21 protein-coding genes are annotated in these 23,521 nt (G+C 44.7%); 15 read left to right on the plus strand and 6 right to left on the minus strand.

The genetic code is table 11. The features are described 5' to 3' along the window. Window positions 1-30 precede the first annotated feature (30 nt). Window positions 31-801, plus strand: coding sequence for a class I SAM-dependent DNA methyltransferase (locus MKZ09_RS08595; RefSeq protein WP_038569469.1), 771 nt, complete (start codon window positions 31-33; stop codon window positions 799-801). Window positions 802-836: 35 nt separating this feature from the next. Next, on the plus strand, window positions 837-989 hold the full coding sequence (locus MKZ09_RS08600) for a hypothetical protein (protein ID WP_179089568.1): 153 nt from the start codon (window positions 837-839) through the stop codon (window positions 987-989). Between the two features lie 533 nt (window positions 990-1,522). On the opposite strand, the gene MKZ09_RS08605 is transcribed toward MKZ09_RS08600, so the two are convergent. Beyond that, window positions 1,523-1,681 (minus strand): hypothetical protein, encoded by a 159-nt coding sequence (locus tag MKZ09_RS08605; RefSeq protein ID WP_036675694.1) that lies wholly within the window; start codon window positions 1,679-1,681, stop codon window positions 1,523-1,525. Window positions 1,682-1,814: 133 nt separating this feature from the next. After that, on the minus strand, window positions 1,815-2,771 hold the full coding sequence (locus MKZ09_RS08610; protein ID WP_036675692.1) for an ArsR/SmtB family transcription factor: 957 nt from the start codon (window positions 2,769-2,771) through the stop codon (window positions 1,815-1,817). 375 nt (window positions 2,772-3,146) lie between these two features. Between MKZ09_RS08610 and MKZ09_RS08615 the strand changes: the two genes are divergently transcribed. From MKZ09_RS08615 to MKZ09_RS08635, 5 genes are read left to right on the plus strand one after another with little or no spacing between them, the layout of a single operon-like run. Further along, a complete protein-coding gene (locus MKZ09_RS08615) occupies window positions 3,147-4,517 on the plus strand; it encodes an arabinan endo-1,5-alpha-L-arabinosidase (protein ID WP_076205403.1) in 1,371 nt (456 codons plus the stop codon). After that, window positions 4,514-5,989, plus strand: a complete 1,476-nt coding sequence (locus tag MKZ09_RS08620) for an alpha-N-arabinofuranosidase (RefSeq protein ID WP_076138314.1) — start codon at window positions 4,514-4,516, stop codon at window positions 5,987-5,989. Before MKZ09_RS08615 ends, MKZ09_RS08620 begins: the two co-directional genes overlap by 4 nt. Before the next feature lie 4 nt (window positions 5,990-5,993). Continuing rightward, window positions 5,994-6,263 carry a DUF6171 family protein gene (locus MKZ09_RS08625; RefSeq protein WP_076205401.1) on the plus strand — a complete coding sequence of 90 codons (270 nt, stop codon included), beginning with the start codon at window positions 5,994-5,996 and terminating at the stop codon, window positions 6,261-6,263. Between the two features lie 31 nt (window positions 6,264-6,294). Further along, on the plus strand, window positions 6,295-7,572 hold the full coding sequence (locus MKZ09_RS08630; protein WP_076205450.1) for a glycoside hydrolase family 27 protein: 1,278 nt from the start codon (window positions 6,295-6,297) through the stop codon (window positions 7,570-7,572). 12 nt (window positions 7,573-7,584) lie between these two features. Continuing rightward, window positions 7,585-8,550 (plus strand): glycoside hydrolase family 43 protein, encoded by a 966-nt coding sequence (locus MKZ09_RS08635; protein ID WP_076205398.1) that lies wholly within the window; start codon window positions 7,585-7,587, stop codon window positions 8,548-8,550. A gap of 80 nt (window positions 8,551-8,630) precedes the next feature. Here the strand turns inward: MKZ09_RS08635 and MKZ09_RS08640 are convergent, their stop codons facing one another. Next, window positions 8,631-9,158 (minus strand): hypothetical protein, encoded by a 528-nt coding sequence (locus MKZ09_RS08640; protein ID WP_076138311.1) that lies wholly within the window; start codon window positions 9,156-9,158, stop codon window positions 8,631-8,633. A 236-nt stretch (window positions 9,159-9,394) separates the two neighbouring features. On the opposite strand from MKZ09_RS08640, the gene MKZ09_RS08645 reads away from it, so the two are divergent. Next, window positions 9,395-12,070, plus strand: coding sequence for a YhgE/Pip domain-containing protein (locus MKZ09_RS08645; protein WP_076205396.1), 2,676 nt, complete (start codon window positions 9,395-9,397; stop codon window positions 12,068-12,070). 81 nt (window positions 12,071-12,151) lie between these two features. On the opposite strand, the gene MKZ09_RS08650 is transcribed toward MKZ09_RS08645, so the two are convergent. Continuing rightward, a complete protein-coding gene (locus MKZ09_RS08650) occupies window positions 12,152-13,126 on the minus strand; it encodes an aldo/keto reductase family protein (protein ID WP_076205392.1) in 975 nt (324 codons plus the stop codon). Between the two features lie 66 nt (window positions 13,127-13,192). Between MKZ09_RS08650 and MKZ09_RS08655 the strand changes: the two genes are divergently transcribed. Then, the gene (locus tag MKZ09_RS08655) at window positions 13,193-13,900 is read left to right on the plus strand and encodes an SGNH/GDSL hydrolase family protein (RefSeq protein ID WP_076205389.1); all 708 of its coding nucleotides are present in this window, start codon (window positions 13,193-13,195) and stop codon (window positions 13,898-13,900) included. A 41-nt stretch (window positions 13,901-13,941) separates the two neighbouring features. On the opposite strand, the gene MKZ09_RS08660 is transcribed toward MKZ09_RS08655, so the two are convergent. Continuing rightward, window positions 13,942-14,712: a DeoR/GlpR family DNA-binding transcription regulator gene (locus tag MKZ09_RS08660; protein WP_076185292.1), complete on the minus strand. Its 771-nt coding sequence runs from the start codon at window positions 14,710-14,712 to the stop codon at window positions 13,942-13,944. Between the two features lie 241 nt (window positions 14,713-14,953). On the opposite strand from MKZ09_RS08660, the gene MKZ09_RS08665 reads away from it, so the two are divergent. From MKZ09_RS08665 to fucU, 4 genes are read left to right on the plus strand one after another with little or no spacing between them, the layout of a single operon-like run. Further along, window positions 14,954-16,720, plus strand: coding sequence for an L-fucose isomerase (locus MKZ09_RS08665; protein WP_076205386.1), 1,767 nt, complete (start codon window positions 14,954-14,956; stop codon window positions 16,718-16,720). 29 nt (window positions 16,721-16,749) lie between these two features. Beyond that, the gene (locus tag MKZ09_RS08670) at window positions 16,750-18,195 is read left to right on the plus strand and encodes a rhamnulokinase (protein ID WP_076138305.1); all 1,446 of its coding nucleotides are present in this window, start codon (window positions 16,750-16,752) and stop codon (window positions 18,193-18,195) included. 20 nt (window positions 18,196-18,215) lie between these two features. Then, on the plus strand, window positions 18,216-18,866 hold the full coding sequence (locus MKZ09_RS08675) for a class II aldolase/adducin family protein (RefSeq protein ID WP_038569477.1): 651 nt from the start codon (window positions 18,216-18,218) through the stop codon (window positions 18,864-18,866). Between the two features lie 11 nt (window positions 18,867-18,877). Further along, complete coding sequence (gene fucU / locus MKZ09_RS08680) at window positions 18,878-19,306, plus strand: L-fucose mutarotase (protein WP_076138304.1); 429 nt, start codon at window positions 18,878-18,880, stop codon at window positions 19,304-19,306. A 75-nt stretch (window positions 19,307-19,381) separates the two neighbouring features. Here fucU and MKZ09_RS08685 read toward each other — a convergent pair whose 3' ends face one another. Then, window positions 19,382-21,373 (minus strand): beta-galactosidase, encoded by a 1,992-nt coding sequence (locus tag MKZ09_RS08685; protein WP_076205383.1) that lies wholly within the window; start codon window positions 21,371-21,373, stop codon window positions 19,382-19,384. Between the two features lie 264 nt (window positions 21,374-21,637). Here MKZ09_RS08685 and MKZ09_RS08690 point away from each other — a divergent pair, with 264 nt between their 5' ends. Together MKZ09_RS08690 and MKZ09_RS08695 are read left to right on the plus strand one after the other, a co-directional pair. After that, a complete protein-coding gene (locus MKZ09_RS08690) occupies window positions 21,638-22,609 on the plus strand; it encodes an ABC transporter permease (RefSeq protein ID WP_036675672.1) in 972 nt (323 codons plus the stop codon). Window positions 22,610-22,626: 17 nt separating this feature from the next. Next, window positions 22,627-23,511 carry a carbohydrate ABC transporter permease gene (locus MKZ09_RS08695; protein WP_076130713.1) on the plus strand — a complete coding sequence of 295 codons (885 nt, stop codon included), beginning with the start codon at window positions 22,627-22,629 and terminating at the stop codon, window positions 23,509-23,511. The last annotated feature ends 10 nt before the right edge of the window (window positions 23,512-23,521 follow it).

A 23,521-nucleotide genomic window follows, 5' to 3' on the forward strand; every position in this document is an offset into this window, starting at 1 on the left:
TAAAATGTTGTTATAGAAAGCGGTGTAATTGTGTCTTCCTATGGGAAATTTGCTTATGTATACGATGAGCTTATGGCAGATATGCCGTATCCAGATTGGATATCCTTTGCTGAAGCCGCATGGAGTAAATACGGCAAACCGTTAACTGTAGCCGAGCTTGGCTGCGGAACAGGAAGTATTACAATTCCTTTGGCGGGTTCAGGATATCATATGACCGGAATCGATTTATCTTCTGATATGCTCTCAGTGGCACAGCGCAAAATGGAGGAGCATCCCCAGGGACGGCGTTTTTTGCGCGAAGGCAGTGTTCGTTGGATTAGGCAAAACATGAAGGAATGGGAGCTTCCGGAGCTGGTGGATTCTGTAATTTCCTTTTGTGATTGTCTGAATTATGTGTTGGAAGAGGATGACATCAGCGCTGTTTTTGCCAGTACCTATGCAGGGTTAAAGCAAGGCGGAACCTTCCTGTTCGATGTGCATCATCCAAACACACTAATTCGTTATGAAGAAGAACAGCCCTTTATTCTGGACGAGCCATCTGTTTCTTATATTTGGACTTGTGAGATGGATGTTCCACGCCGCGAAATTGAACATCATTTGTCCATTTTTGCACGTGAAGACGGACATAGCGATCGCTATCGCCGATTCGAAGAGACCCATATTCAGCGTGCCTACGATCCTAACTGGATGAAGGAAGAGCTGCTTAAGGCTGGGTTTAGTGATGTGAAGATCTACGCCGATTTCGAGTGGGTAGAGGCAGAAGATGATGCTGAACGATTATTTTATGTAGCTATAAAATAATTATTCAAATCCTAAGAGGGGCTGTCCCATAAGCTATGAAAATAGCTGCTGGGACAGTCCCTTTTTTTGACTTTAGCTTATTGATGGGGGAAGCGAGTGGAATGCTGCTGTTGGAAGCACATTGGTTGACGCTGCTGGAAACAAGTAGGTTCCCGCTCTCGAATGCTCATGCATCACCGCTGTCGTGAGTGTGTGGATTCCTGCTCTCGAATGCTCATGCATCACCCTTTGCGGAAGCGTGTGGGTTTTGACTACCCAACACACATGCATGCACAACTACCATCAGATATACGCATTTGTAGTAGCTATCGGACCCAGCTGACCTTATACGCAGCACTTTCCAATATTTTGGGTGCTATCGGACTCCATTGCAGCTATTGGCTTGAAATACGTCCAATATTGGTCATTTTCCAATGGATAGCGTCACTGGAGTCCGAAAATATGCTCCAAGAGCTAAAAATATGCAAATAACGTCATCTGGGTCCGTAGCCACGTGAGATACGTGAGATACGTGAGATACGTGAGATACGTAAGCTACGTGAGATGATGGAGACAAGGTTGGAGCAACCAGCCAGCGCTCCAAACATAAACAGCGCTTCTCCGATATCAGGAGAAGCGCTGTTTTTTTATGACGTCATCCGTTGGAGCAGCTTGTAATTGCGCCAACATAAGAAATACAAAATCAACCGGGCAGTTCATACCACCCGGCATCTTCCAATCCTTACCGATGCTCAAACAGATCAATGGCACCCAATACGACATGAGCCAGACCAAATCCAAGTACGCCTGTTGCTGCCATCTTATACTTGCTTCCAAGAAAAGCGGCGCTAGAAGCGGTTACGACGGTTCCAAGAACAGCAGGAATTAGACCTTCACGCATTCGAAACACTCCTTCTCGGTGGTTTGGGAGACAAAGTTATTATGGTTCAATATCGAAAAAATATACGAAGCACAAAAAGACCCTAGATCAGCCTTAACTGAATCTAGGGTCTTCTTATTTAAATCAGGGTTGGTTACTCTGCTATTATAACAGCGTTACGAGGAAGGCCCTCTCCAACTTCATGTACATCATATAACACACGTGCCAGTAGGTCCTGGCTATAATTGCCGAAATGTTTTCCGTAAATCGTGAGTCCACGTTTGTTTGTAGGCTTGTCGGTTACTGCGATACGGAATGTGAGTTCACTTTTGTAATCCAATTGGATATCATCAAGGGTCACATCAGAAATCCGACAGCCATCAATAAAGCTGCCTTCATTATTGATACGGATCAGCTTCAGCATACCGTATTGGTTTAGGTGCGGAGGCCACCAATCGGGGTTAAATGTTCCCCGGGTATCTCCGAAATCGCCAGGGCTAGTCCAGAATCCGATTTCAATTCCATTTAAATAGAAATAAAGGTCGGACGGATAGTTATCGTTAGACCCAGGAGCTTCAGAGCCGATCTCCATCGAGAACTGAATTTCGCGGAACGTTTGGTTGGCTTTAAGGTAGTTCGGAATTCTATATTCGAGGAACCCTTCAGCCATCCAAATAATTTCGGATTCAATTCGCTGTGGATCTGCAAAATAACGCGGCTCGTCGAAATCCCCGATGATGCTGTCTTTGGTAGCCAGTCCACAAGTTGGAACAGCCTGATAGTTACTGTAATGACCTACTTGAATTTCCACTTCGTAAAGATTATCAACATCCTTGCTGCGAAGGTCAACAATAAGCTTGTCTTTATTTAAGTAGCAGACCTTTTGAATACCGTGTTTACCCACTGACGTGTTTATCTCAATGAGACCGCTTTCTTCTAACTTTTTAATATGCATGGTGATGGCGCCGTTGCTGAGGTTTAGTTTCTTGGCAATTTCATTCAGGTTCAAGGCTTGATTGGTGGCCAGGAGCTCTAAAATGAGGATTCTAATTTCTGAGCTTAGTGCCTTAAAAATTTCTAATCCACTCATTAAATCTTTAATATAGATCATTTTATCAATACCTTCTTCCGATTACGTCATAAATTATACTATTTTATAAAATTATAAACTAATAAGGCATATAAATAAAGTATACTTCCTTATTTTGTAGAATGTACGAATATAAGAGGGGTTTTTGGCGTGATTTTTATTTGATTTAGTAAAATTTAAATGAATGAAGAATTAATCTAAAGAAAAAGGCTGTTATTTCGCCATAATTCATTTATTCCGAGTTTAATTTCATATAAATATAAAAAGGTTTATAGAAATACATTTACAAGGCTTTTTATATATGTTATTTTATATTGTAAGCGAATACATATTTTTCATTTTAAATTTAATATTTATTGCTACTCAAGCTGTTGCTATTTCTGAGGTGATAATCTAATGGTAAAAAAAACAACAGATCTTGTCTTTCCAAGTTCCCCGGGGAACATGCCAATGTATGATTTATCAGTGATTGATATCGAGTCTTTATGGACGATTCACAACACACATGATCCAGGCATTATTAAAACAGATGAGGGTTACTATGTTTTTTCTACCGACATAAGAGTTGGAGGAGAATTACGTCCAGGCGTAATGGTTCGGAAATCACAGGATCTTATCCATTGGGAATGGGTTCATTATGCGCTGCCGGGAATTCCCCAAGTTGCGAAGGAATGGGCAGGGGCTACTAATTTATGGGCACCCGATGTGGTGAAATATGGTGATCAGTACCGAATGTATTACTCGGCCTCCTCTTTCGGAAGTAGACAATCGCTAATCGGACTTCAAACTTCATCTTCTATTGAGGGACCTTGGACCGACGAAGGTGTAGTGATTCAGACGCGTGCTGAAGATTCACTGAATGCAATTGATGCCAATGTGCTTACCGATGCAGATGGACGAATGTGGATGGTGTATGGTTCTTTTTTTGGTGGAATTCATATCATTGAGCTGAATGCGGAAACGGGCAAACCGAAGCAAGAAGGTTTTGGTACGCTGATCGCTAAACGGGATAATACCATTAAAGATGGAGCAGTTGAAGGACCGTACATAGTGTATAACGAGCAATTCAAAAAATACTATTTGTTCGTCTCCTATGACTCCCTGTTTGAGGATTATAACGTTCGTGTCGCTCGTGCAGATACTATTACCGGCCCATATGTGGATTATAACGGACGAGATATGACTGATAGTGTGCATCAACCCCGATATGAGGTCGGCAATAAAATACTGGGTGGCTATCGCTTTGGACAAGATCCAGGTTGGATTGCTCCCGGTCATAACTCAGTTCTTCATGAGGATGGGAGCTATTATATAGTTCATCATGCACGTGGTGAAATCGATAAACATTGGTCCTATTTACAGGTTCGTCGAATTCTGTGGACAGAGGATGGTTGGCCTGTTGTATCTCCAGAACGGTATGCGGGTGAAGTCGAACAGGATATTCCAGAACAGCTAATCGCAGGACAGTGGGAATGGATTGTAATGGACCCCTCAGCGGATGGCCAGATTCAGTCTGCCGTCATAAGTCTATCCTCTGACTTTAAGCTGGAAGGTGCGAATGGAAAGGGAAGCTGGTCTTTTGATGGATGCAGAGTCCTGACCTTGGTCTGGAATGATGTTGTCGAGGGTAGAGGCCGGATAGAGAAGGTGCAATTGCTTCCGTCATGGGATTGGGAGAAAGAAACTCAGACCCTTGTATTTACTGGATTAAATGAAAACGGAATTTCCATCTGGGGTAAGCAAAAGAATGGAGAAGAGAATAGATGACTACGATCAAGCTACATGCAGGTAAAGGAATTAATAAGATCAGCAAATATCTATATGGTCATTTTGCTGAGCATTTGGGCAGATGTATCTATGATGGGATCTATGTGGGGGAAGATTCACCGATTCCGAATACCAAGGGCTTCCGCAATGACATCCTAGCAGCACTCAGAAAAGTTAATATTCCTGTCCTTCGTTGGCCGGGGGGCTGTTTTGCCGATGAGTATCATTGGAAGGATGGCGTCGGTCCAAAAGAAACCCGTAAGCGGATGGTGAATACCCACTGGGGCGGTGTTGTCGAGAATAATCATTTTGGGACGCATGAATTTTTTGAATTATGTGAGTTGCTGGATTGTGAACCGTATATTTGCGGGAATGTTGGCAGTGGCACTGTTCAGGAGATGTCGGAGTGGGTTGAATATATGACCTTTGAAGGCGAATCACCGATGGCGGACTGGCGTCGTGAAAATGGGCGTGAAGAGCCGTGGAAATTGAAGTATTTTGGTGTAGGTAATGAGAACTGGGGCTGCGGTGGCAATATGCGTCCAGAATATTATGCAGATTTGTACAGACGTTACCAGACATATGTGCGCAATTATGGTGAAAATCAGATCTATAGAATCGCTGGTGGCGCCAACGTTGATGATTATAATTGGACGGAAGTGTTAATGCGCGAAGCTGGACGGTTTATGGATGGTCTCAGTCTTCATTCGTATACGATTCCTGGAAGCTGGGAAGAGAAACGTTACGCTTTAGGTTTTGACGAAGCCGAATGGTTTGAGACTATGCAAAAAACCTTGCATATGGATGAATTGATTACTAAACATTCAGCGGTTATGGATAAATATGACCCGGATAAGCGGGTTGGAATGATTATAGATGAGTGGGGAACCTGGTTCTTAAATGAACCTGGTACGAATCCAGGGTTCCTGTATCAGCAGAATACACTCAGAGATGCATTGGTAGCAGGGGTAACGCTGAATATTTTCCAAAAGCATAGCAGTCGTGTGCAAATGGCGAATTTGGCTCAAGTGGTCAATGTACTGCAGGCTCTTATCCTGACGGAGGGGGACAAGATGATTCTAACGCCTACCTATCATGTATTTGAAATGTACAAAGAGCATCAGGATAATGAACTGCTTGAAGTTACTATTGAGAGCCCTGATTATACGTTTGGGGAGCTTACAATTCCACAGATTAGCGTTTCTGCATCTCGTGATACGAATGGAAAAGTCTATGTTTCACTCTGTAACCTGAGCCATAATGACAGCGCATTGCTAAGTATTGGTATTGAAGAGGTTACCTTTAGCAAAGTGACAGGTCAGATTTTAACGCATTCCGTGCTGGGAGCGCACAATACGTTTGCGGCACCGGATACAGTTACTCCTGTAGCTTTTGAGGGTGCGTCTTTATTAGGTGAAAAGCTAAGCTGCGAGCTTCCACCTGCTTCCGTGGTAGTCTTGACTCTGGAATAACATCATGTCAGAGAACCAAGAAAAAAACCGTCGCTGCAAAAGCTGTGATGAGAACATGAGAATAAGCCCAGAAAAACTGGAGCGTTTAATAGAAATAGCCACTAAAGAAAGACCTTTAGCGCCGGAGGGGCAATATTTGCAGCGTATTGAACATTGCCGAGATTGCTCTGGTCTGCAATTTGGTAGCACTTGCCGTTATTGTGGCTGTCTCGTAGAGGTAAGAACAAGATTGCAGGACTCTACTTGCCCTTATCCCTCGGCACCTCGCTGGTAGTTACTAAGTTTTTAAAAAGGACGTGAAAATCATCAAACAAAATTTGTTAGCTGCTACGCCCCCGATGGGCTGGAATAGTTGGGATTGTTACGGAGCCAGTGTAAATGAAGAAGAAGTAAGAGGCAACGCAGAATATATGGCTACCCATTTGAAGGACTTTGGTTGGGAATATGTAGTTGTGGATATTCAGTGGTATGAGCCTGGGGCGAATTCTTCGCAGTATCGCAACTTTGTACCGCTGGTTATGGATGAGTACTCCAGACTTCAACCTGCTGAGAACCGGTTTCCTTCCGCAGCGGGAGGCAAAGGGTTCGCGCCACTCGCTGAATATGTACATGGATTGGGTTTGAAATTCGGCATACACATTATGCGCGGAATCCCGCGTCAGGCTGCTCATGCGGCCAGTGCCATTCTAGGATCTGAGCAAACCGCACGCGATGTGGCTCACCCAAATTCTATTTGTCCATGGAATACAGACATGTATGGAGTAGATGCTTCAAAAGAAGGCAGTCAGGCGTATTATGACTCGCTGTTCCAGTTGTATGCCAGTTGGGGTGTGGATTATGTGAAAGTGGATGATATTGCCGCTTCTCGCATTTATGGATATCACAAAGAAGAAGTTGCTATGATCCGTAAGGCTATTGACCGCAGCGGTCGCGAGATGGTGCTCAGTCTTTCGCCTGGACCTGCTCCAGTGGAAGAGGCTGAACACTTAACCGGACACGCTAACCTTTGGAGAATGACCGATGACTACTGGGATCATTGGCATTTGCTGCGCGGGATGTTTGAGCGCTGTGAGAAATGGGCTCCTTATGTGCAGCCGGGCCATTGGCCGGATTGTGACATGCTGCCGTTAGGTCATCTGGGCATTCGTTCTGTAGATGGCGGGGGAGACCGGTTCACGCGGTTTACTCATGACGAGCAGGTCACCATGATGACACTTTGGAGTATTTTCCGCTCCCCGTTAATGTTTGGAGGAGAACTTCGGGACAATGATGATTGGACATTATCTTTATTGACCAATAAGGAAGTGCTTCATCTGCATCGTTATGGTAAAGGCGGCAGACAGGTAGCGCTAAATGAGGAGCATGCGATCTGGACATCTGAGGATGAACAAGGTAACCATTATGTAGCTTTGTTTAATCTTAGCGATGAAGCCTTAACGCTACAGGTGTCGTTCGAGCAGCTTAAGGTTTCAATTCCTAGTACTATACGTGATCTATGGCAAAGCCGCGATTTGGAAGTGGTTAACGAAGGTATTTCTCAAACTCTTCCACAGCATGGTTCTGTATTGTTAAAGTTTAAATAGAGGAGAGAGATTATGAATACGAGTGTAGAATATAAAAATCCATTGGTGGAGCAACGTGCTGATCCATGGGTATATAAACATACAGATGGTTATTACTACTTCATTGCTTCTGTCCCAGAATACGACCGGATCGAAGTGCGGAGAGCATCAACTATCGAGGGATTGGCTGCTGCAGAACCGGTTGTAGCTTGGCGTAAATATGAGACGGGTCCGCTCAGTGCAAATATTTGGGCACCAGAGCTCCATTATATTGACGGGAAATGGTACATTTACTTTGCAGCGGCGCGTACTACGGAGACTAAGGATGGATTATTCGATCACCGTATGTTTGCTCTTGAGAATGAATCTGCTAATCCTTTAGAAGGAACATGGGTAGAAAAAGGCCAGGTGAAAACCGCTTGGGAATCCTTCGCTTTGGATGCAACCACCTTTCAACACAAAGGGAAATTGTATTATGTATGGGCACAGAAGGATCTGAATATTGAGGGGAATTCTAATCTGTATATTTCGGAAATGAGTAATCCATGGACGCTAACCGGTCGGCAGACGATGATTGCTACTCCTGAATATGACTGGGAGATTATTGGATACAAGGTAAACGAAGGAGCTGCAGTGCTTAAACGTAACGGCCGTATCTTTATCAGCTTCTCGGCTAGCGCTACGGACTTCAATTACTGCATGGGACTTTTGGTTGCAGATGAGGACAGCGACCTGCTGGATGCCACTTCATGGACGAAACTGCCGGAACCGGTATTTCAGACCAATGAAGAGAATGGACAATATGGGCCGGGTCATAACAGCTTTACTGTAAATGAAAATGGGGAAGATGTACTCATCTACCACTGCCGCAATTATAAAGAAATTACCGGCGATCCACTGTACGATCCGAACCGTCATACTCGTGCTCAAGTCTTCTATTGGAATGAAGATGGTACGCCGAATTTTGGGGTTCCCGTTAAGGATGCTGCTAAACAATAATTCGTTGAGTATATAAAAAAGAGGGTTACTCATAAGCCATGTACATGGCTGCTGAGTAACTCTCTTTCTTATGTTGCACCTTAAGGTATATATTGTTGAACGATAGAAGTAATTACGCCATCCTGAATGGTGATGTGATACGGGAACTGGCTCAAGTCGATGACATCCGTTTTATTAAATTGATCCATAAATTGCTGTAAGGTGATGGACTCATTCCAGTTGATATCCAAGTCATCCATATTGCCATTGTGATCAAAAATTTGCATCGTCACTGTGGCGTTATCCGCAATCGGATAAGTTGTCAGAGTATCAACATCATTTACAATATAATAACTGTCTGGAGCTCCGCCTATTTCTGCTGCAGCTTCTGGATCTCTTTCAGCAAAGATTCGATCGGCATCAGCACCCTGATACCAGTTTATTTCATCGGTCGTACCGGAGAGCTTGCCATGGTCGGATTCAATAGTATGAAAGTAAACTGTTTGATGCTGGGTCTTGTCACTATCTTGCGCATCTACCCGTGTTCCAACGGTACTTGCAGAAGTAATGAGGGAAAGAAACAACAGAACAACAACCGGTAACACATACGCTGACTTTTTCTTAAACATTATTAATCTCCCCCTTGAGATATGTAAGACGTTGTATAAAACTTATTACCCGCTCTGTTTTTTCTTAAACGGGTTTTATATTACTCTTTACGTGAGAAGAGCAGTTTTTGTTGCATTTTTTTAAAAGTTTTTTTAAAAAGCAATGAGAAGTCATGAGTTCCCTAAAATGAATAGTAAAAGCTTGTCTCCTCGGGCATATTAAAATATCAAAACATGCAGATTAGGGGGAGCAGCGAATGGGCGGAATACTACGGATTTATAGGAACGATTGGCGTAACTTATTCAGAGTTCCTGTGGCCGTATTGCTGGTTGCCGCTTTGGTGGTATTGCCCTCCGTGTATGATTGGGTGAACGTTGCGTCAGTATGGGATCCTTATAGCAATACTTCTGGCATTAAAATTGCTGTTACCAGCTTAGATGAAGGTACTAAGGTGCAGGAGAAGGATTTTAATATCGGCAATGAGGTCATGGAAAGTCTTCGGAGTAATAAAAACTTGGGCTGGACCTTTGTAGATGCAGAGACTGCACATAATGGTGTCAAACGCGGAGACTACTATGCCAGTATTGTTATCCCTGCTAATTTCTCCAAACGAATGACTGGAATTCTTGAAGGAACGATTGTGAAGCCGGAGATCGAATATACCGTCAATGAGAAAATAAATGCGATTGCTCCTAAAATCACGGATAAGGGCGCCACTTCAATCACCACACAGATCAGTGAGAATTTCACGGAAACGATTAGTGAGACGGTATTTACTGTTTTAAGTCAAATCGATAAGGAATTTCAATCTGAATTGCCCATTATACGCAAGGTAGAAAAAGGATTGTTTAAATTAGAGGCGAGTCTGCCAGAAATTGAAACCGCAGGTAAACGAGTATTGAAAATCCAGGAAAATTGGCCGCAGATTCATGCCTCAGCAGAGCGTATTTCCACATTGGAGAATAAGCTGCCGGAGGTGGAAAAAGCGGGTGAGGCTTTAGAGAAAATTGCTGAGCATTGGCCGCAAATCGCGAGTACCTTAGATCATTTAGGGGGGCTACAGGACAAGCTGCCCAAGATTGAAGAAGCGGCACAGCTAATCGTTCAACTTGATAACCATTATGGTGAAGTTGAACAGATCATGGCTCAGACCTCGCAAGGTCTTACGGAAGCGCATAAAATCGTTAATGCTGCCTTAACAGCACTACCTGAGGGAGAAAAGATTGCTTCAGCCGGAAATGATTTTGTTCTGGAGCTTCAACAATTTTTGGAGAAGAGCAGTGCTGCATTTGAAGCTGTTCCAGCAGCTATCAAACAGAATCTTAATTTCCTACAGCAAACGGAGAACTCGGTGGTCAAGCTTGCTGAACAGTTAAAGGGAGAGGATAACGAGCCGCAAGCTGTACGTGAGCAGTTGGAGTTACTCTCAGCACAGTTGGCTGCAGGAAGCAGCGTGATTGAACACACACTTTCTATGTTAAATGCATTGAACACATTTTCACCTGAAACAGTGCCTATTGCTGATCTTGCAGCATTGAAAGGTGTAGACAGTGTTTTGAACAGTCAGAAGTCCTTGGTAAATGCTATGACGGCTGACCTTCAGAATAAGGATAACGCTGATTCCAGTGCAATTAACCCATTGTTCCTAAAGTCTGGTCTTGGGAAGCTGGCAATTGCGAAGCTTATCTCAGGGTATGATTCGTCGACTATCCCTGCCATAAAAAATACACTGGAGCAAATAACTTCGGCGGCAGATGTCACAGCCACCGCATTGCAGCAGGTGCCAGATCGTATACCCGCGCTGGGTACCCTGCTGGAAGAGACGATGTCGGCGATTGAGTTCGGGCAGACAAGCTTAGCTGGTCTGCAGCAGGATTTGCCAGCTATACGCGAAGCGGTCCACACAGCAGCCAGTGGGGTTGCCGATCAGACCCAGGGCTTTGGTGCTTTCATCCGAGATACACTTCCGCTATTGGAGAGCAGCTTACCTACTGCAGGGGAAAAGATACAACAAGCTGCGAATTTCGTGCGTCAGGATCTGCCTACTGTAGAAGAGCGGGTTCATCAGGTCTCGGAGTTGATTCGTACAGGACTCCCCCGTGCGGATAAAGGAGTGGCGCTTGCCGCAGATTTGGTGAGAAATGATCTTCCAGTACTGGAAGACTCGATTCGAAAAGCCGCCTCCACGATCCGCCAAATTAAAGAGGAGATTGATCTGGGGGAAATTGCGCAACTGCTCGGAGGAGATATTAAGAGCAAAAGTGATTTTTTGGCCAATCCGGTAGTGTTAAAAGAGAATAAGTTATATCCCATTCCGAATTACGGCTCAGCAATGACTCCTTTTTATGTTGTACTTTCCTTATGGGTCGGAGGCACACTGCTTGTCTCTCTTCTCCGCACAGGTGTGGATACGGGAGGCCTAACGTACAAAAGATATCAATTGTATTTTGGCCGCCTGCTGACCTTCCTTACGGTGGGAATTCTTCAGGGACTGGTGGCTGTCCTTGGCAACATTTTTATTCTGCACTGTTACGTGGTGAATAAGGTGTGGTTTGTACTTTTTGGAGTGTTAATCAGCATCGTGTTCGTAACCATTGTATTTACCCTTGTCGCTGTATTTGGCAACCTGGGAAAAGGGATAGCGATCGTATTTATGGTGCTTCAATTCTCTAGCTCCGGCGGTACATTTCCGATTAGTACGACTGGGCGTTTTTTTCAAATATTAAATCCGTATATGCCGTTTACCTATGCAATTAGTCTGATGCGGGAGGCGGTTGGGGGAATTCTGCCGGAAGTGGCGATTCGTGATGTAATTTATCTGATTATCTTCGGTGTGCTGGCACTCTTGCTGGCATTACTCCTCAAGAAACCACTGGAGCCGTTTATCCATAAGGCATCTGAACAAGCCGAAGAGTCTAAATTGATTTCCTAAAGAAAAAGAGGATGTACCTAAGCCATGGTGATGGTTTTTGGCACAACCTCTTTTGTGTATTATATGGAATTGTGCAAAAGGTTATCTGGCAGGAGCAAAATCAGCTACCGGCTTAAGAATCTCTTCGATGTGCTGTAAAGTATCTGCGGAGAGTACTGCATCTACAGCTTTGGCGTTCTCTGCAACTTGTTCTGGCTTACTGGCACCAATTAATGCTGAACTTACACCAGGCTGGCGTAGAATCCATGCCAATGCCAATTGCGAAAGCTTCAGGTCTAAACTGTGAGCGAGTTCATCCAGCTGTCCAACCACAGACAACACATCATCACGGAGGTAGCTGGAGATTACACCATTAACTGAATTATCCGCTGCACGGGTTCCTGCTGGAGGTTGTTGTCCCGGTTTATATTTGCCAGTCAGAATTCCTTGCGCCAGTGGAGAGAAGACCACTTGGCCCAGCCCCTCACGCTGGGATACTTCAAGGACCTCGTCTTCAATATAACGTTCGAACATATTATAGATAGGTTGATTCGAGATCAGTGGACGCAGATTCAGTCTGCGGCTGATACCAGCAGCATTGGAGATTTGGGCTGCGCTCCATTCGCTAACAGCGGAGTAGAGAATCTTACCTTGAGCCGTCAGATCATCCAGCGCGCGTAGAGTCTCCTCTACAGGGGTCTCTGTATCAAAGCGATGACAAAAATATACATCAATATAATCGGTGCCTAAGCGGCGGAGGCTGGCTTCACATTGCTCCATAATATGCTTGCGGGACAAACCACGGTTATTAACATCGTCTCCCATGGGGAAAAAGACTTTTGTACTTAGCACATAAGATGATCTTTCATAGGAGCGTAGAGCAGCCCCCATCGCTTTTTCGCCTTCACCACGGTTATATGCATTAGCCGTATCAAAGAAATTGATACCGCATTCAAAAGCTTTGCTGATACAAGCATCGGCTGCCTTTTGCTCTGCTGCTGTTCCATATGTAAGCCAACTGCCTAGTCCGATCTCGCTGATTTTGAGCCCTGAATTGCCTAGTCTTCTATATTTCATTTTTCTCTTTCCTCCTTGTATTCTATATGATAACTTTACTTGTATTATAGGAGACATTCAAGTTGAATGATTAATATACTAGTAATCAAGGAGATGAAAGATTCAATGACTAATCCAGCTACTAAAAAATCAAAAGTGATCTTATTTCAGGGTGACTCCATTACGGATGGGAATCGAGGTCGTGATGAAGACCCGAATCATATTCTTGGACATAGCTATGCGTATATGATCGGAGGCAAGCTAGGGAATGAGCGGGCAGAAGAGAATCTGGTATTCTATAACCGCGGAGTGAGTGGAGATCGAATCTCCGATTTATATGCACGCTGGAATGAAGATGCAATTAGCTTGCAGCCTGACATCATTAGTATATTGATTGGGGTTAACGATATTTGGAGAATGATGAAAGGGGAACCAAGTGGAGTTACGGACCGTTTTGAACGCGCTTACCGTCACGTACTTGAAGAAACACGTGAAGTTCTGCCACATACGAAGCTGGTTTTATGTGAGCCTTTTATTTTAAATACCGGAGCTCCAGCTGAACAGTGGGCAGAATGGGAAGCGAAGATTAGACATTATCAGGGAGTGGTTAAGCAGCTGTCTGAGCAATTTGATACGGTCTATGTACCTTTACAGGATGCTTTCAATGCAGCTGCGGAGAGAGCAGAAGCAGCCTACTGGCTGTGGGATGGCGTTCATCCGACGACTGCCGGGCATGATCTGATTGCTGGGGAATGGCTGAAGGTCGTCTTGGAAAGTGGTCTTTTAAACAACTAAGTTATAAAGCCATTATCTCTCTTTATCTATGCACCTACTGATCACTCAGCGGGCGCATAGATAAGAGATACATGGTAATTATTTAAGAAATCGATCCATTCCTCAGAAGGCTTCTGATCTGTAACGATATAATCCACTCTATCAAAGCTGAACAACTTAATGAACGCAGTCCGGTCAAATTTGGAGTGATCTACGAGCAGAACCACTTTATTTGCCTGCTGCTGCATAAGCACCTTCAGTTCACTTTCTTCTTCATTTGAATCGCTTAGCCCGCCTGTCATGGACAATGCTTTACAGCTGAATATGGCTACATCCACATTATATTTTCGAATCGTCTGTGACGCAGTATTTCCAACAAAGGAGCTGGTCTCGGGGCCTAAAATTCCACCTGTGGAAATTAGCTTTTGACCGGAGTGTTGAAATTCGGATAATACCACCAGAGAGTTCGTAATAATTGTCAGATTGTTTTTCTCCTCAATAATTCTACGCAAGGCTTCAAACACCGTTGAGCTCGTATCCGTCACCAAGCTGTCTCCATCATTGATTAATTGCAGTACATTATCGGCTATGATTCGCTTCGCTTCAATATTGACCTGATGTCTGCTGATGTAGGAAGGATCTTCATTGGTATGGGCGTTGAGAATGGCCCCACCATAATTTTTTTTGGCAAGACCTTCTTTGTCCAGTTTATCTAGATCCCGCCGAATGGTCTCTTCCGAGACGTTGAATTTTTGCGCTAGCTCTGCGACATGGACCTTCTTCTGTCTGTAAAGCTCTTTAATAATTAGATCCCGTCGTTCAAATGCTTTCATTCGTTCACTCACCTTTATATATAAATCGTCTGCTTTCTAGTGTACTACATTGTTGTTTAAATCTAAAAATAATTACATATTCACATAAAACCACAATATATAATAATGATATCACATAAAACCACACTTTTGTTTAGGTAATATGTTGTTTTATGTTGACTAAAGCGCTTGCAGATTTTATGATGAAGGAGAAATGGATCTATTAACGATGACTCTAAGATGATCTTGAGGAGGAACGGCATTGATAGAAAACTATCCGAAAATTGGTATCCGCCCAACCATTGATGGCAGAAGAAGAGGCGTTCGTGAATCACTGGAAGAGCAAACGATGGGCATGGCTCAGCGGGTGGCTAAGTTTATTGAAGCGAATTTAAGGTATCCGAATGGAAGTCCTGTAGAGTGCATCATCGCCGATTCTACGATCGGTGGTGTTAAAGAAGCTGCTGCTGCGGCTCAGAAATTCTCCGGGGCTAACGTAGGGGTGTCGATCACCGTGACGCCTTGCTGGTGTTATGGCTCAGAGACAATGGATATGGATTCATCCATTCCGCATGCCGTGTGGGGATTTAACGGAACGGAACGGCCGGGTGCTGTGTATCTAGCTGCTGTTCTCTCTGCGTATGCTCAAAAGGGAATTCCTGCGTTTGGTATCTATGGTGAAGAGGTTCAAGAGTCTAGCAGTGAAGAGATTCCAGCGGATGTGCAGTCTAAATTGCTACAGTTTGCCAGAGCAGGCTTAGCAGTTGCTCAAATGAAGGGAAAATCATATTTATCTATGGGTTCTGTTTCGATGGGGATTGCGGGTTCCATTGTGAATGAACAATTTTTCCAAGAGTATCTGGGCATGCGCAATGAATATATAGATATGTCTGAATATGTCCGGCGCTTTGAAGAAGAGATTTATGATAAAGAGGAATTTAAGCGGGCGCTTGCGTGGACTAAAGAAAACTGCCAAGTTGGCGCCGATAATAATCCGCAGCATCTGCAAATCAGTGCAGAAGAGAAAGAGAAGCAGTGGGAGACCTGTGTGAAAATGACATTGATCGCCCGCGACCTGATGATCGGCAATCCGGTTCTCGCTGAGCTTGGTTTTGCGGAGGAAGCTAACGGCCACAATGCGATTGTTGGCGGTTTCCAAGGCCAGAGACAATGGACGGACCATTTCCCTAACGGCGATTTCATGGAGACGATGTTGAATTCCTCTTTTGACTGGAACGGTAAACGTGCACCTTATCTCGTAGCGACAGAGAATGACAGCCTGAATGGGGTAACGATGCTGTTCAATTATTTGCTTACGAATACAGCACAAATCTTTGCTGATGTCCGAACCTTCTGGAGTCCTGATGCTGTGAAGCGAGTGACGGGGCATCAATTGGAGGGAGAAGCAGCTCATGGAATATTGCATCTGATCAACTCTGGTTCGGCTGCGCTTGATGGCACAGGTGAGCAAAGGATAGAGGGTAAGCCTGCAATCAAACCTTTTTGGGAGATTACAGACGAAGAGGCTAAGGCTTGTCTAAGCAATACACAATTCCGGCCTGCTTCTCAAGAATATTTCCGGGGAGGCGGCTTCTCTACCGATTATTTAACCCAAGGCGGAATGCCGGTTACTATGGCTCGTTTGAACCTGGTGAAGGGGCTTGGACCTGTTCTTCAGCTTGTTGAAGGTCACACCGTAGAGCTGCCTGAAGAGGTTCATCATACTTTGGATCAGAGAACAGATCCGACATGGCCGACGACCTGGTTCGCTCCTAAGCTAACTAACAGTGGTTCATTCCAATCGGTATATGATGTCATGAATAATTGGGGCGCCAATCATGGGGCGATCAGTTATGGCCATATCGGGGCGGATCTGATTACGCTGGCGTCGATTTTGCGTATTCCAGTAAGTATGCATAACGTTGAGGAATCACGTATTTTCAGGCCACGGTTGTGGTCGTTATTTGGGACGGAGAATCTGGAAGGAGCAGATTACAGAGCCTGTCAGAATCTCGGACCGCTATATTAAAATCTTCTTGTGGAGCAGGTGTGCTTGAAATGGGTGATACGATTAAGCTTCTGGCTATGGATCTTGGCGCCAGTTCCGGAAGAGTGATGTTGGGATTGTATGACGGTAACACCCTTCGCATGGAAGAAATTCATCGGTTTGCTAATACGCCGGTGTATGTTGGCGGGCATTTGTATTGGGATGTTTTGAAGCTCTTCCACGAAATGAAAAAAGGAATCCAGAGAGCTTATAGGGCGCATGGAAAATTGAGGTCTCTAAGCGTGGATACTTGGGGAGTCGATTACGGTTTTATTGATAAAAGAGGGATGTTGCTCTATTCCTCCCATCATTATAGGGATAGGAGAATGGGAAGCCATCGTCTAGGGTTGGAGGCGCTGCTTCCACCAAGGGAGCAATTTAGCATTACAGGTATTCAACCGAGCTTGATTAATACGGTTTATCAGCTGTTTGCTGATTTTCAGGATAATGATTCTCTGCTAGAGGTCGCAGATACTATTTTAATGATGCCAGACCTGTTCCACTATTTATTCTCTGGTATCGCGGCAGCAGAAAGCACGATTTGGAGTACAAGTGGCTTAATGGATGCTGTATCTGGTGAAGTCTCCACTGAAGTATTCAGCAGGCTTAATATTCCGGTTGGTCTAGTGCCACAACGGGTTCAAGCGGGAACGGTTATTGGTTCTATCCTTCCGGTAATTCAAGAGGAGCTTAGCGTAGGTTCAATGGAGGTAATTGCGGGTGCTTCTCATGATACGGCTTCAGCAGTAGCGTCTATTCCTTATTCTCTAAAGGATGATGCAGCATTTATTAGCTGTGGTACATGGTCGTTAGTGGGCATGGAGACGCCTAAAGCTGTCATTACAGAGAAAAGCTATGAATACGGATTCACAAATGAGCAGTGTTACGGCCAATCTAATCGTTTGCTCAAAAATATAACGGGACTATGGATTTTGCAGGAGCTGCAAAGGAATTGGGCCGAAGCGGGAAAATACGTCAGCCAAGGCCAAATGGTTGAGCTAGCCGAAACTATAAATCATGCCCCAGCAATTATTGATCCGAATGATGAACTGTTTAGTACACCCGGCGTGATGACCCAGCGGATTAGAGAATATTGCGAACGAACAGGCCAGCAAGCCCCTTATACGAAAGCTGAGATTATACGCGTCATACTTGAGAGCTTAGCAGAGTCCTATCGCCATACGATTGACGAAATGGAAGAGATCACCGGCAAAAAAATCAATATCATTCATATGGTCGGTGGTGGGATTCAGAATGAATTGCTCTGTCAGCTTACCGCTAATATTACGGGGAGAAAAGTTGTAGCAGGGCCTGTGGAAGCCAGTGCAATTGGCAATATAATTATTCAACTGGCTGCCCTAGGGGAACTGGAAATCTGCGAGGGCAAGCAGGTAGTGGAAAGATCTTTTGCCTTTAAGACATATCAGCCTTCTTTGGTGAAGGTTTGTGAAAAATAGGATACGAGGAGAGAAACCCTATGGATACCTTGGAACAAAAATTACGTTTGCAGATTTGTGATATCGGGAGAAACCTGTTTAATAAAGATTTTATCGCGGCTAATGATGGGAATATTTCTGCTCGCTTATCAGAGAATGTAATTCTGACTACCCCCAGAGCGGTGAGTAAGGGATATTTAGAGCCTCACATGCTTGTAAAAGTGAATCTGCAAGGTGAAGTCCTTGAAGCAGCTGAAGGCTACAGACCCTCAACGGAAGCGAAAATGCATCTAAGAATTTATAATGAGCTGCCAGAGATGAAGGGTGTGGTCCATGCACATCCCCCGTATGCTACTGCATTTGCCATAAAAGGTGAGGCGCTCGACAAGATGATGATGCCAGAGTCGGTGATTATGATCGGAGATATTCCGTTGGCGGAATATGGAACACCATCGACGGAAGAAATTCCAGATTCACTGATGCCTTTCTTGGGCAAAAAAACTGCGGTCCTGCTCGAGAATCATGGAGCCCTTACATGGGGAGAAGATGTTATGGAAGCGTACTTGAACATGGAGCGGCTTGAGTATACCGCCAAGCTCACCTTCATTACCCGGATGATTGGCGGGGAGAGAGAATTGCCGCAGCATCGGATTGATGAGCTGGTAGCGTTGCGATCATTTTATGGGAAGTAAAGAGGTGCCTTATGTTAAAAGGAATTCCTAAGCTGCTCTCTCCGGAGCTGGTACGCATTCTGATGGAAATGGGTCATGGGGATGAGCTTGTATTGGCTGATGCGAATTATCCCGGACATTCGTTGAATCCGAGGGTACTGAGATATGATGGCATCGGTATTCCCGAACTGCTGGATGCCATCTTAGAGTTGTTACCTCTGGATCATTACGCAGAGCAACAGGTGGCTTTTATGGCAGTAGTTGCAGGAGATCCAACTGTGCCGGTTATCTGGTCCACATATGAGACAATCATCGCCAAACATGATGCTGAAGCCACGATTAAACATGAGGAACGTTTTGATTTCTATAACCGTTCTAAGCAAAGTTATGCAGTTATAGTTACTGGTGAAGAAGCGTTGTATGGGAACGTTATTCTTAAAAAAGGCGTTATTAAAAGTTAAAATAACGGAAACGAAGCCGCTAACCGCTTGGGTGACCAAGGAGTTAGCGGCTTTTTATGCTGCAAGGATAAGTATTTATAACCGGATTACTCGGTACTCATATGCACCAAGGGAGAGGGGACCGTTGGCCACGGATTTGCCTGAGAGAACATCATGTCCGTCCCGCAGGAGTGTGAGACTTCCCCCGTGTCCATCCATATTTACAAGGGTCCAGACTTCGGCAGCTTGGTCATCGCTTCTAGGGCAGACAAGGGTTCCCTTAGTGACATCACTGCGTAGGGTAACACCAGCACGTTCTGCATAATGATCAATGAGTTTACATAACATTAGGTTGCCTTCTTCACCGGCAGGCATTGAACCCAGCATAACAATAGTGCCTTGTCCGTAAGGCTGCTCCGTCAGGAAGGACAACCCCGGCGTCACCCCCTCCGTAATCATTCCGATACTGGAAACGGACTCTGAAACAGGTTCAAAAACAGAACTCCACAAGGACAAGGGAGCAGATAGACCAAAAGCGTGTCCAATCGTGCCTGTTGATTCCAGCGGATAGGTAAACTTAGTTTTGACGCCTGCTAACCGTTCCAATTCCCCAAGTCCGGCATTCGTGTGAAGGGTATGCTCCTTCGTTCGTCCTCCGGTAAGAGGACCGACAATCCAAATCCCGCCAGCTGCTGTGAAGTCCAGGGCACTTTGCACATACTCGGGGGACAAATAATGTACGAATGGAGTGAATAACAGCTTGTATCCCGTTAAGTCTCCGCCTTCTGGCAGCAGATCCCTGTGAATGCCCATATGAAGAATTCTTTTGTAGAAATCGCCCAGCAGACTACGATAATTTAGCTTCCGATGAGGTTCAGTTGCGAGATAAGCTTTGGTTCTGTCCGAATAGGTAATCGCAACATCTGCCCGAAGGGGCCGGGTGGAGAGCATAATTTGTTCAATTTCTTGCCGTGCTTGATTGGCCTCCAGCACATTAACGTACCCTAGAGCGGGTTCTCCCCAGGCACTAAGGATCGAGCTATGCGTTTGTTCACTTCCGGAAGTATGCTGGCGCCAGAGCCAATAGCAAAATGCACCTGCACCCAGCGCATAGGCGGCAACTGCTTCTGCTTTCAGATATCCGTTCGGATGTGGCACACCAAAACTCACTAGAGATGCGGCAAACGAGGGTCCGGTCTCCATTATCCAGAAATCTTTTCCCGGCTTGAAATTTCGCCACAGATCACAGTTAAGCAGATAAGCATGCATATTTTCCTGTGAGGCATAGGTGTCGTAGGCAGCAAAGTCGAGATTTTGAAATAGCCGCTCATTATCTAGATGAAAAGCGACACTGCTGTTGTGGGTAATTGGCGCAGTGGAGTGGCGGCGGATAATATCAGCCTGCTCATCGGCGAATTCAGCGATCTTTTCCATTGAAAATAAGCGGTACATCGTCCGCAGGGATGAATTGTGGAGGAAAGGTGCGGGCCCTGGCTGTGGCACCTGATCAAAACGTTGATAAGTTTGGCTCCAGACGGCTGTTCCCCATGCCTCATTCAACCTTTCAATGGAGCTATAGCGCTGCTGCAACCAGATATGCCATAAGCCTTTACAGGTTTCACACATACACTCCGCCACATGCGCTTTGAATTCGTTATCGAGCTGCCAGGCGGTTAACCCCGGAAGTGCTCCGGTCTCCTTGGCAATATGCTCCGTAATGATGGCAGCCCGCTTACGAAAATAAGGATTGTTCGTACAGATATGCTGCCGTGCTCCATGTCCCATTACCGTTCCGCTTTCATCCACATAACAGCGCTCAGGATGTCCATGAGTAAGCCAGATGGGGGGTGTAGGTGTCGGCGTACACATTACTGTGTCAATTCCGTTTCTATGTAACCTTTCGATATATTTCGCGACGGGACCAATATCAATCTTATCTTCTTCTGGCTCCAAGGCAGACCAAATGAATTCTCCGATTCGTACGATATTAATCCCCGTTTCTTTCATTAGAAGGATGTCCTGCTCAAGCACCTCTTCACTCCATAGCTCGGGATACCAAGCAGCACCGTAGTATAGCTTGTTCTTCAATTCAGTTCCTCCTTTAAGGCAAACATTTGCTGGAAATCATCACTTGGAATCATAGGTGCTTAATGTCTTACGGACAATAGTAAACTTTTGCGCGGTTTGGACTTTTTAGATAAAATGGGATTTTTAGCTTATATAGAGCGTTCAAAAAAGTCCGATTGCTGGAAAAAATCACTAGCAGCATAATAGGAGTCGCAGTAAGGGTGATTGCAGTAATCCATGGCTACAGTAATCGCGAGCTGTACATGACAAATGGAGGTGAACAGGATGAAGCACGTAACAGTTCCGGGAACTGCAGAACAACAGCCAAAACCGCAGACCTATCGAAATATCCGGGTAAGAAGATGGAAACGTTTTAAACGTGATAAATGGTTATATATTCTGCTGCTCCCTGGAGTCCTTTATTTTCTTGTTTTCAAATATGTTCCGATGTGGGGCGTGCTGTTAGCTTTTAAGAATTACCAGCCGTTTCTTGGTTTTCAGAAAAGTGAATGGGTAGGTTTTGAGCATTTTCGTGTTTTTTTCCAGAATCCCGATTTCTTTATGCTGCTGCGCAATACGTTATTGTTATCGTTTTATAATTTGATTTTCTTTTTTCCGGCGCCGATTATTCTGGCACTGCTTCTAAATGAAATACGGCTTTCCTTCTATAAAAAGACGATACAAACGATGATTTATGTTCCGCACTTTATATCCATGGTCATTGTGGCCAGTATGAGCTATGTATTTCTAACTACGGAAGGCGGGACTGTAAATGAGTTTTTGTATACGTTTACAGGCAGGAAAATTGATTTTCTAGCTAATCCCGATTGGTTCCGTCCATTGATTATTCTCCAGACGATCTGGAAGGAGTGCGGCTGGGGGACGATTATATTCCTGGCAGCGCTGGCCGGTGTAGACGTGGAGCAATATGAGGCTGCGGTAGTAGACGGTGCGAACCGGTGGCGGCAGATTTGGCATATTACGTTGCCTGCTATCCGCAGTACAATTGTTATTTTACTTATTCTTCGGATGGGAACGATTTTGGATAACGGTTTTGAACAAATTTATTTAATGATGAATGCTCTTAATCGTGAAGTAGGTGAGGTGTTCGATACCTATGTATACGCACTGGGGATTACCCAGGGAGCTTTTAGTTACAGCACGGCTGTTGGATTATTCAAATCAATAATCGGTGTGACGCTTGTGCTCGGAACGAATTGGATCGCCAAAAAATTTGGTGAATCTGGACTTTATTGAGAAGGGAGAAGCTTGCCGTGGCCAAACAATACAAGAGTACGGGTGGAACTGCATTTGATATATTCAATTATATATTTTTAGGGATTATCGGAATCGTAGCAATTCTCCCTTTCCTCTTTGTGGTTTCGGGCTCCTTCGCTACAGATGCGGAAATTACTAAACGTGCTGTATTCCTGATCCCGACCACGATTTCATTTGACGCCTACCGATTTATCTTTTCAACAGATACGATTATGCGCAGTATAGGGGTTTCTATTTATGTTACGGTAATCGGAACTGTCGTTAATTTATTCTTCACGGTAACTATGGCTTATCCGATGGCAAAACGATATCTGATGGGCCGTAATTTGGTACTCAACCTAGTTATTTTTACGATGCTGTTCGGTGGAGGAATGATTCCAACCTATCTCGTCATTCGGGAGCTGCATCTGCTGGATACGCTCAATTCTCTTATTTTACCGGGAGCAATTAGCGCCTTTAACCTGATTATTGTCAAAAACTTTTTTCAGGAGCTGCCTATAGAAATGGAAGAAGCGGCGCGTATTGATGGTTGTTCTGAGCTGGGCTTGTTGTGGAAGATTGTCCTTCCTTTATCCAAACCGGTTCTCGCTACATTTACGTTGTTCTATGCTGTGGGACATTGGAACAATTTCTTCTCGGCACTGCTCTACATTACGGATCCGACAAAATGGCCTCTGCAGGTGATGCTGCGACAGATCGTAATGTTATCCCAATCTGCGGCTGGCGATATGAGTTCTATGGATCCGAGCTTCGTGCAGCCACCGGAGCAGTCGATTAAAATGGCGGTTATTGTAGTAGGTACTCTGCCAATTTTATGTGTGTACCCATTTCTGCAAAAACATTTCGCTAAAGGGGTGATGCTGGGTTCTGTTAAAGGATAGCAAACTTAAC

This window comes from Paenibacillus sp. FSL R5-0908, assembly GCF_038006245.1.
Lineage (GTDB): Bacteria > Bacillota > Bacilli > Paenibacillales > Paenibacillaceae > Paenibacillus_AQ > Paenibacillus_AQ odorifer.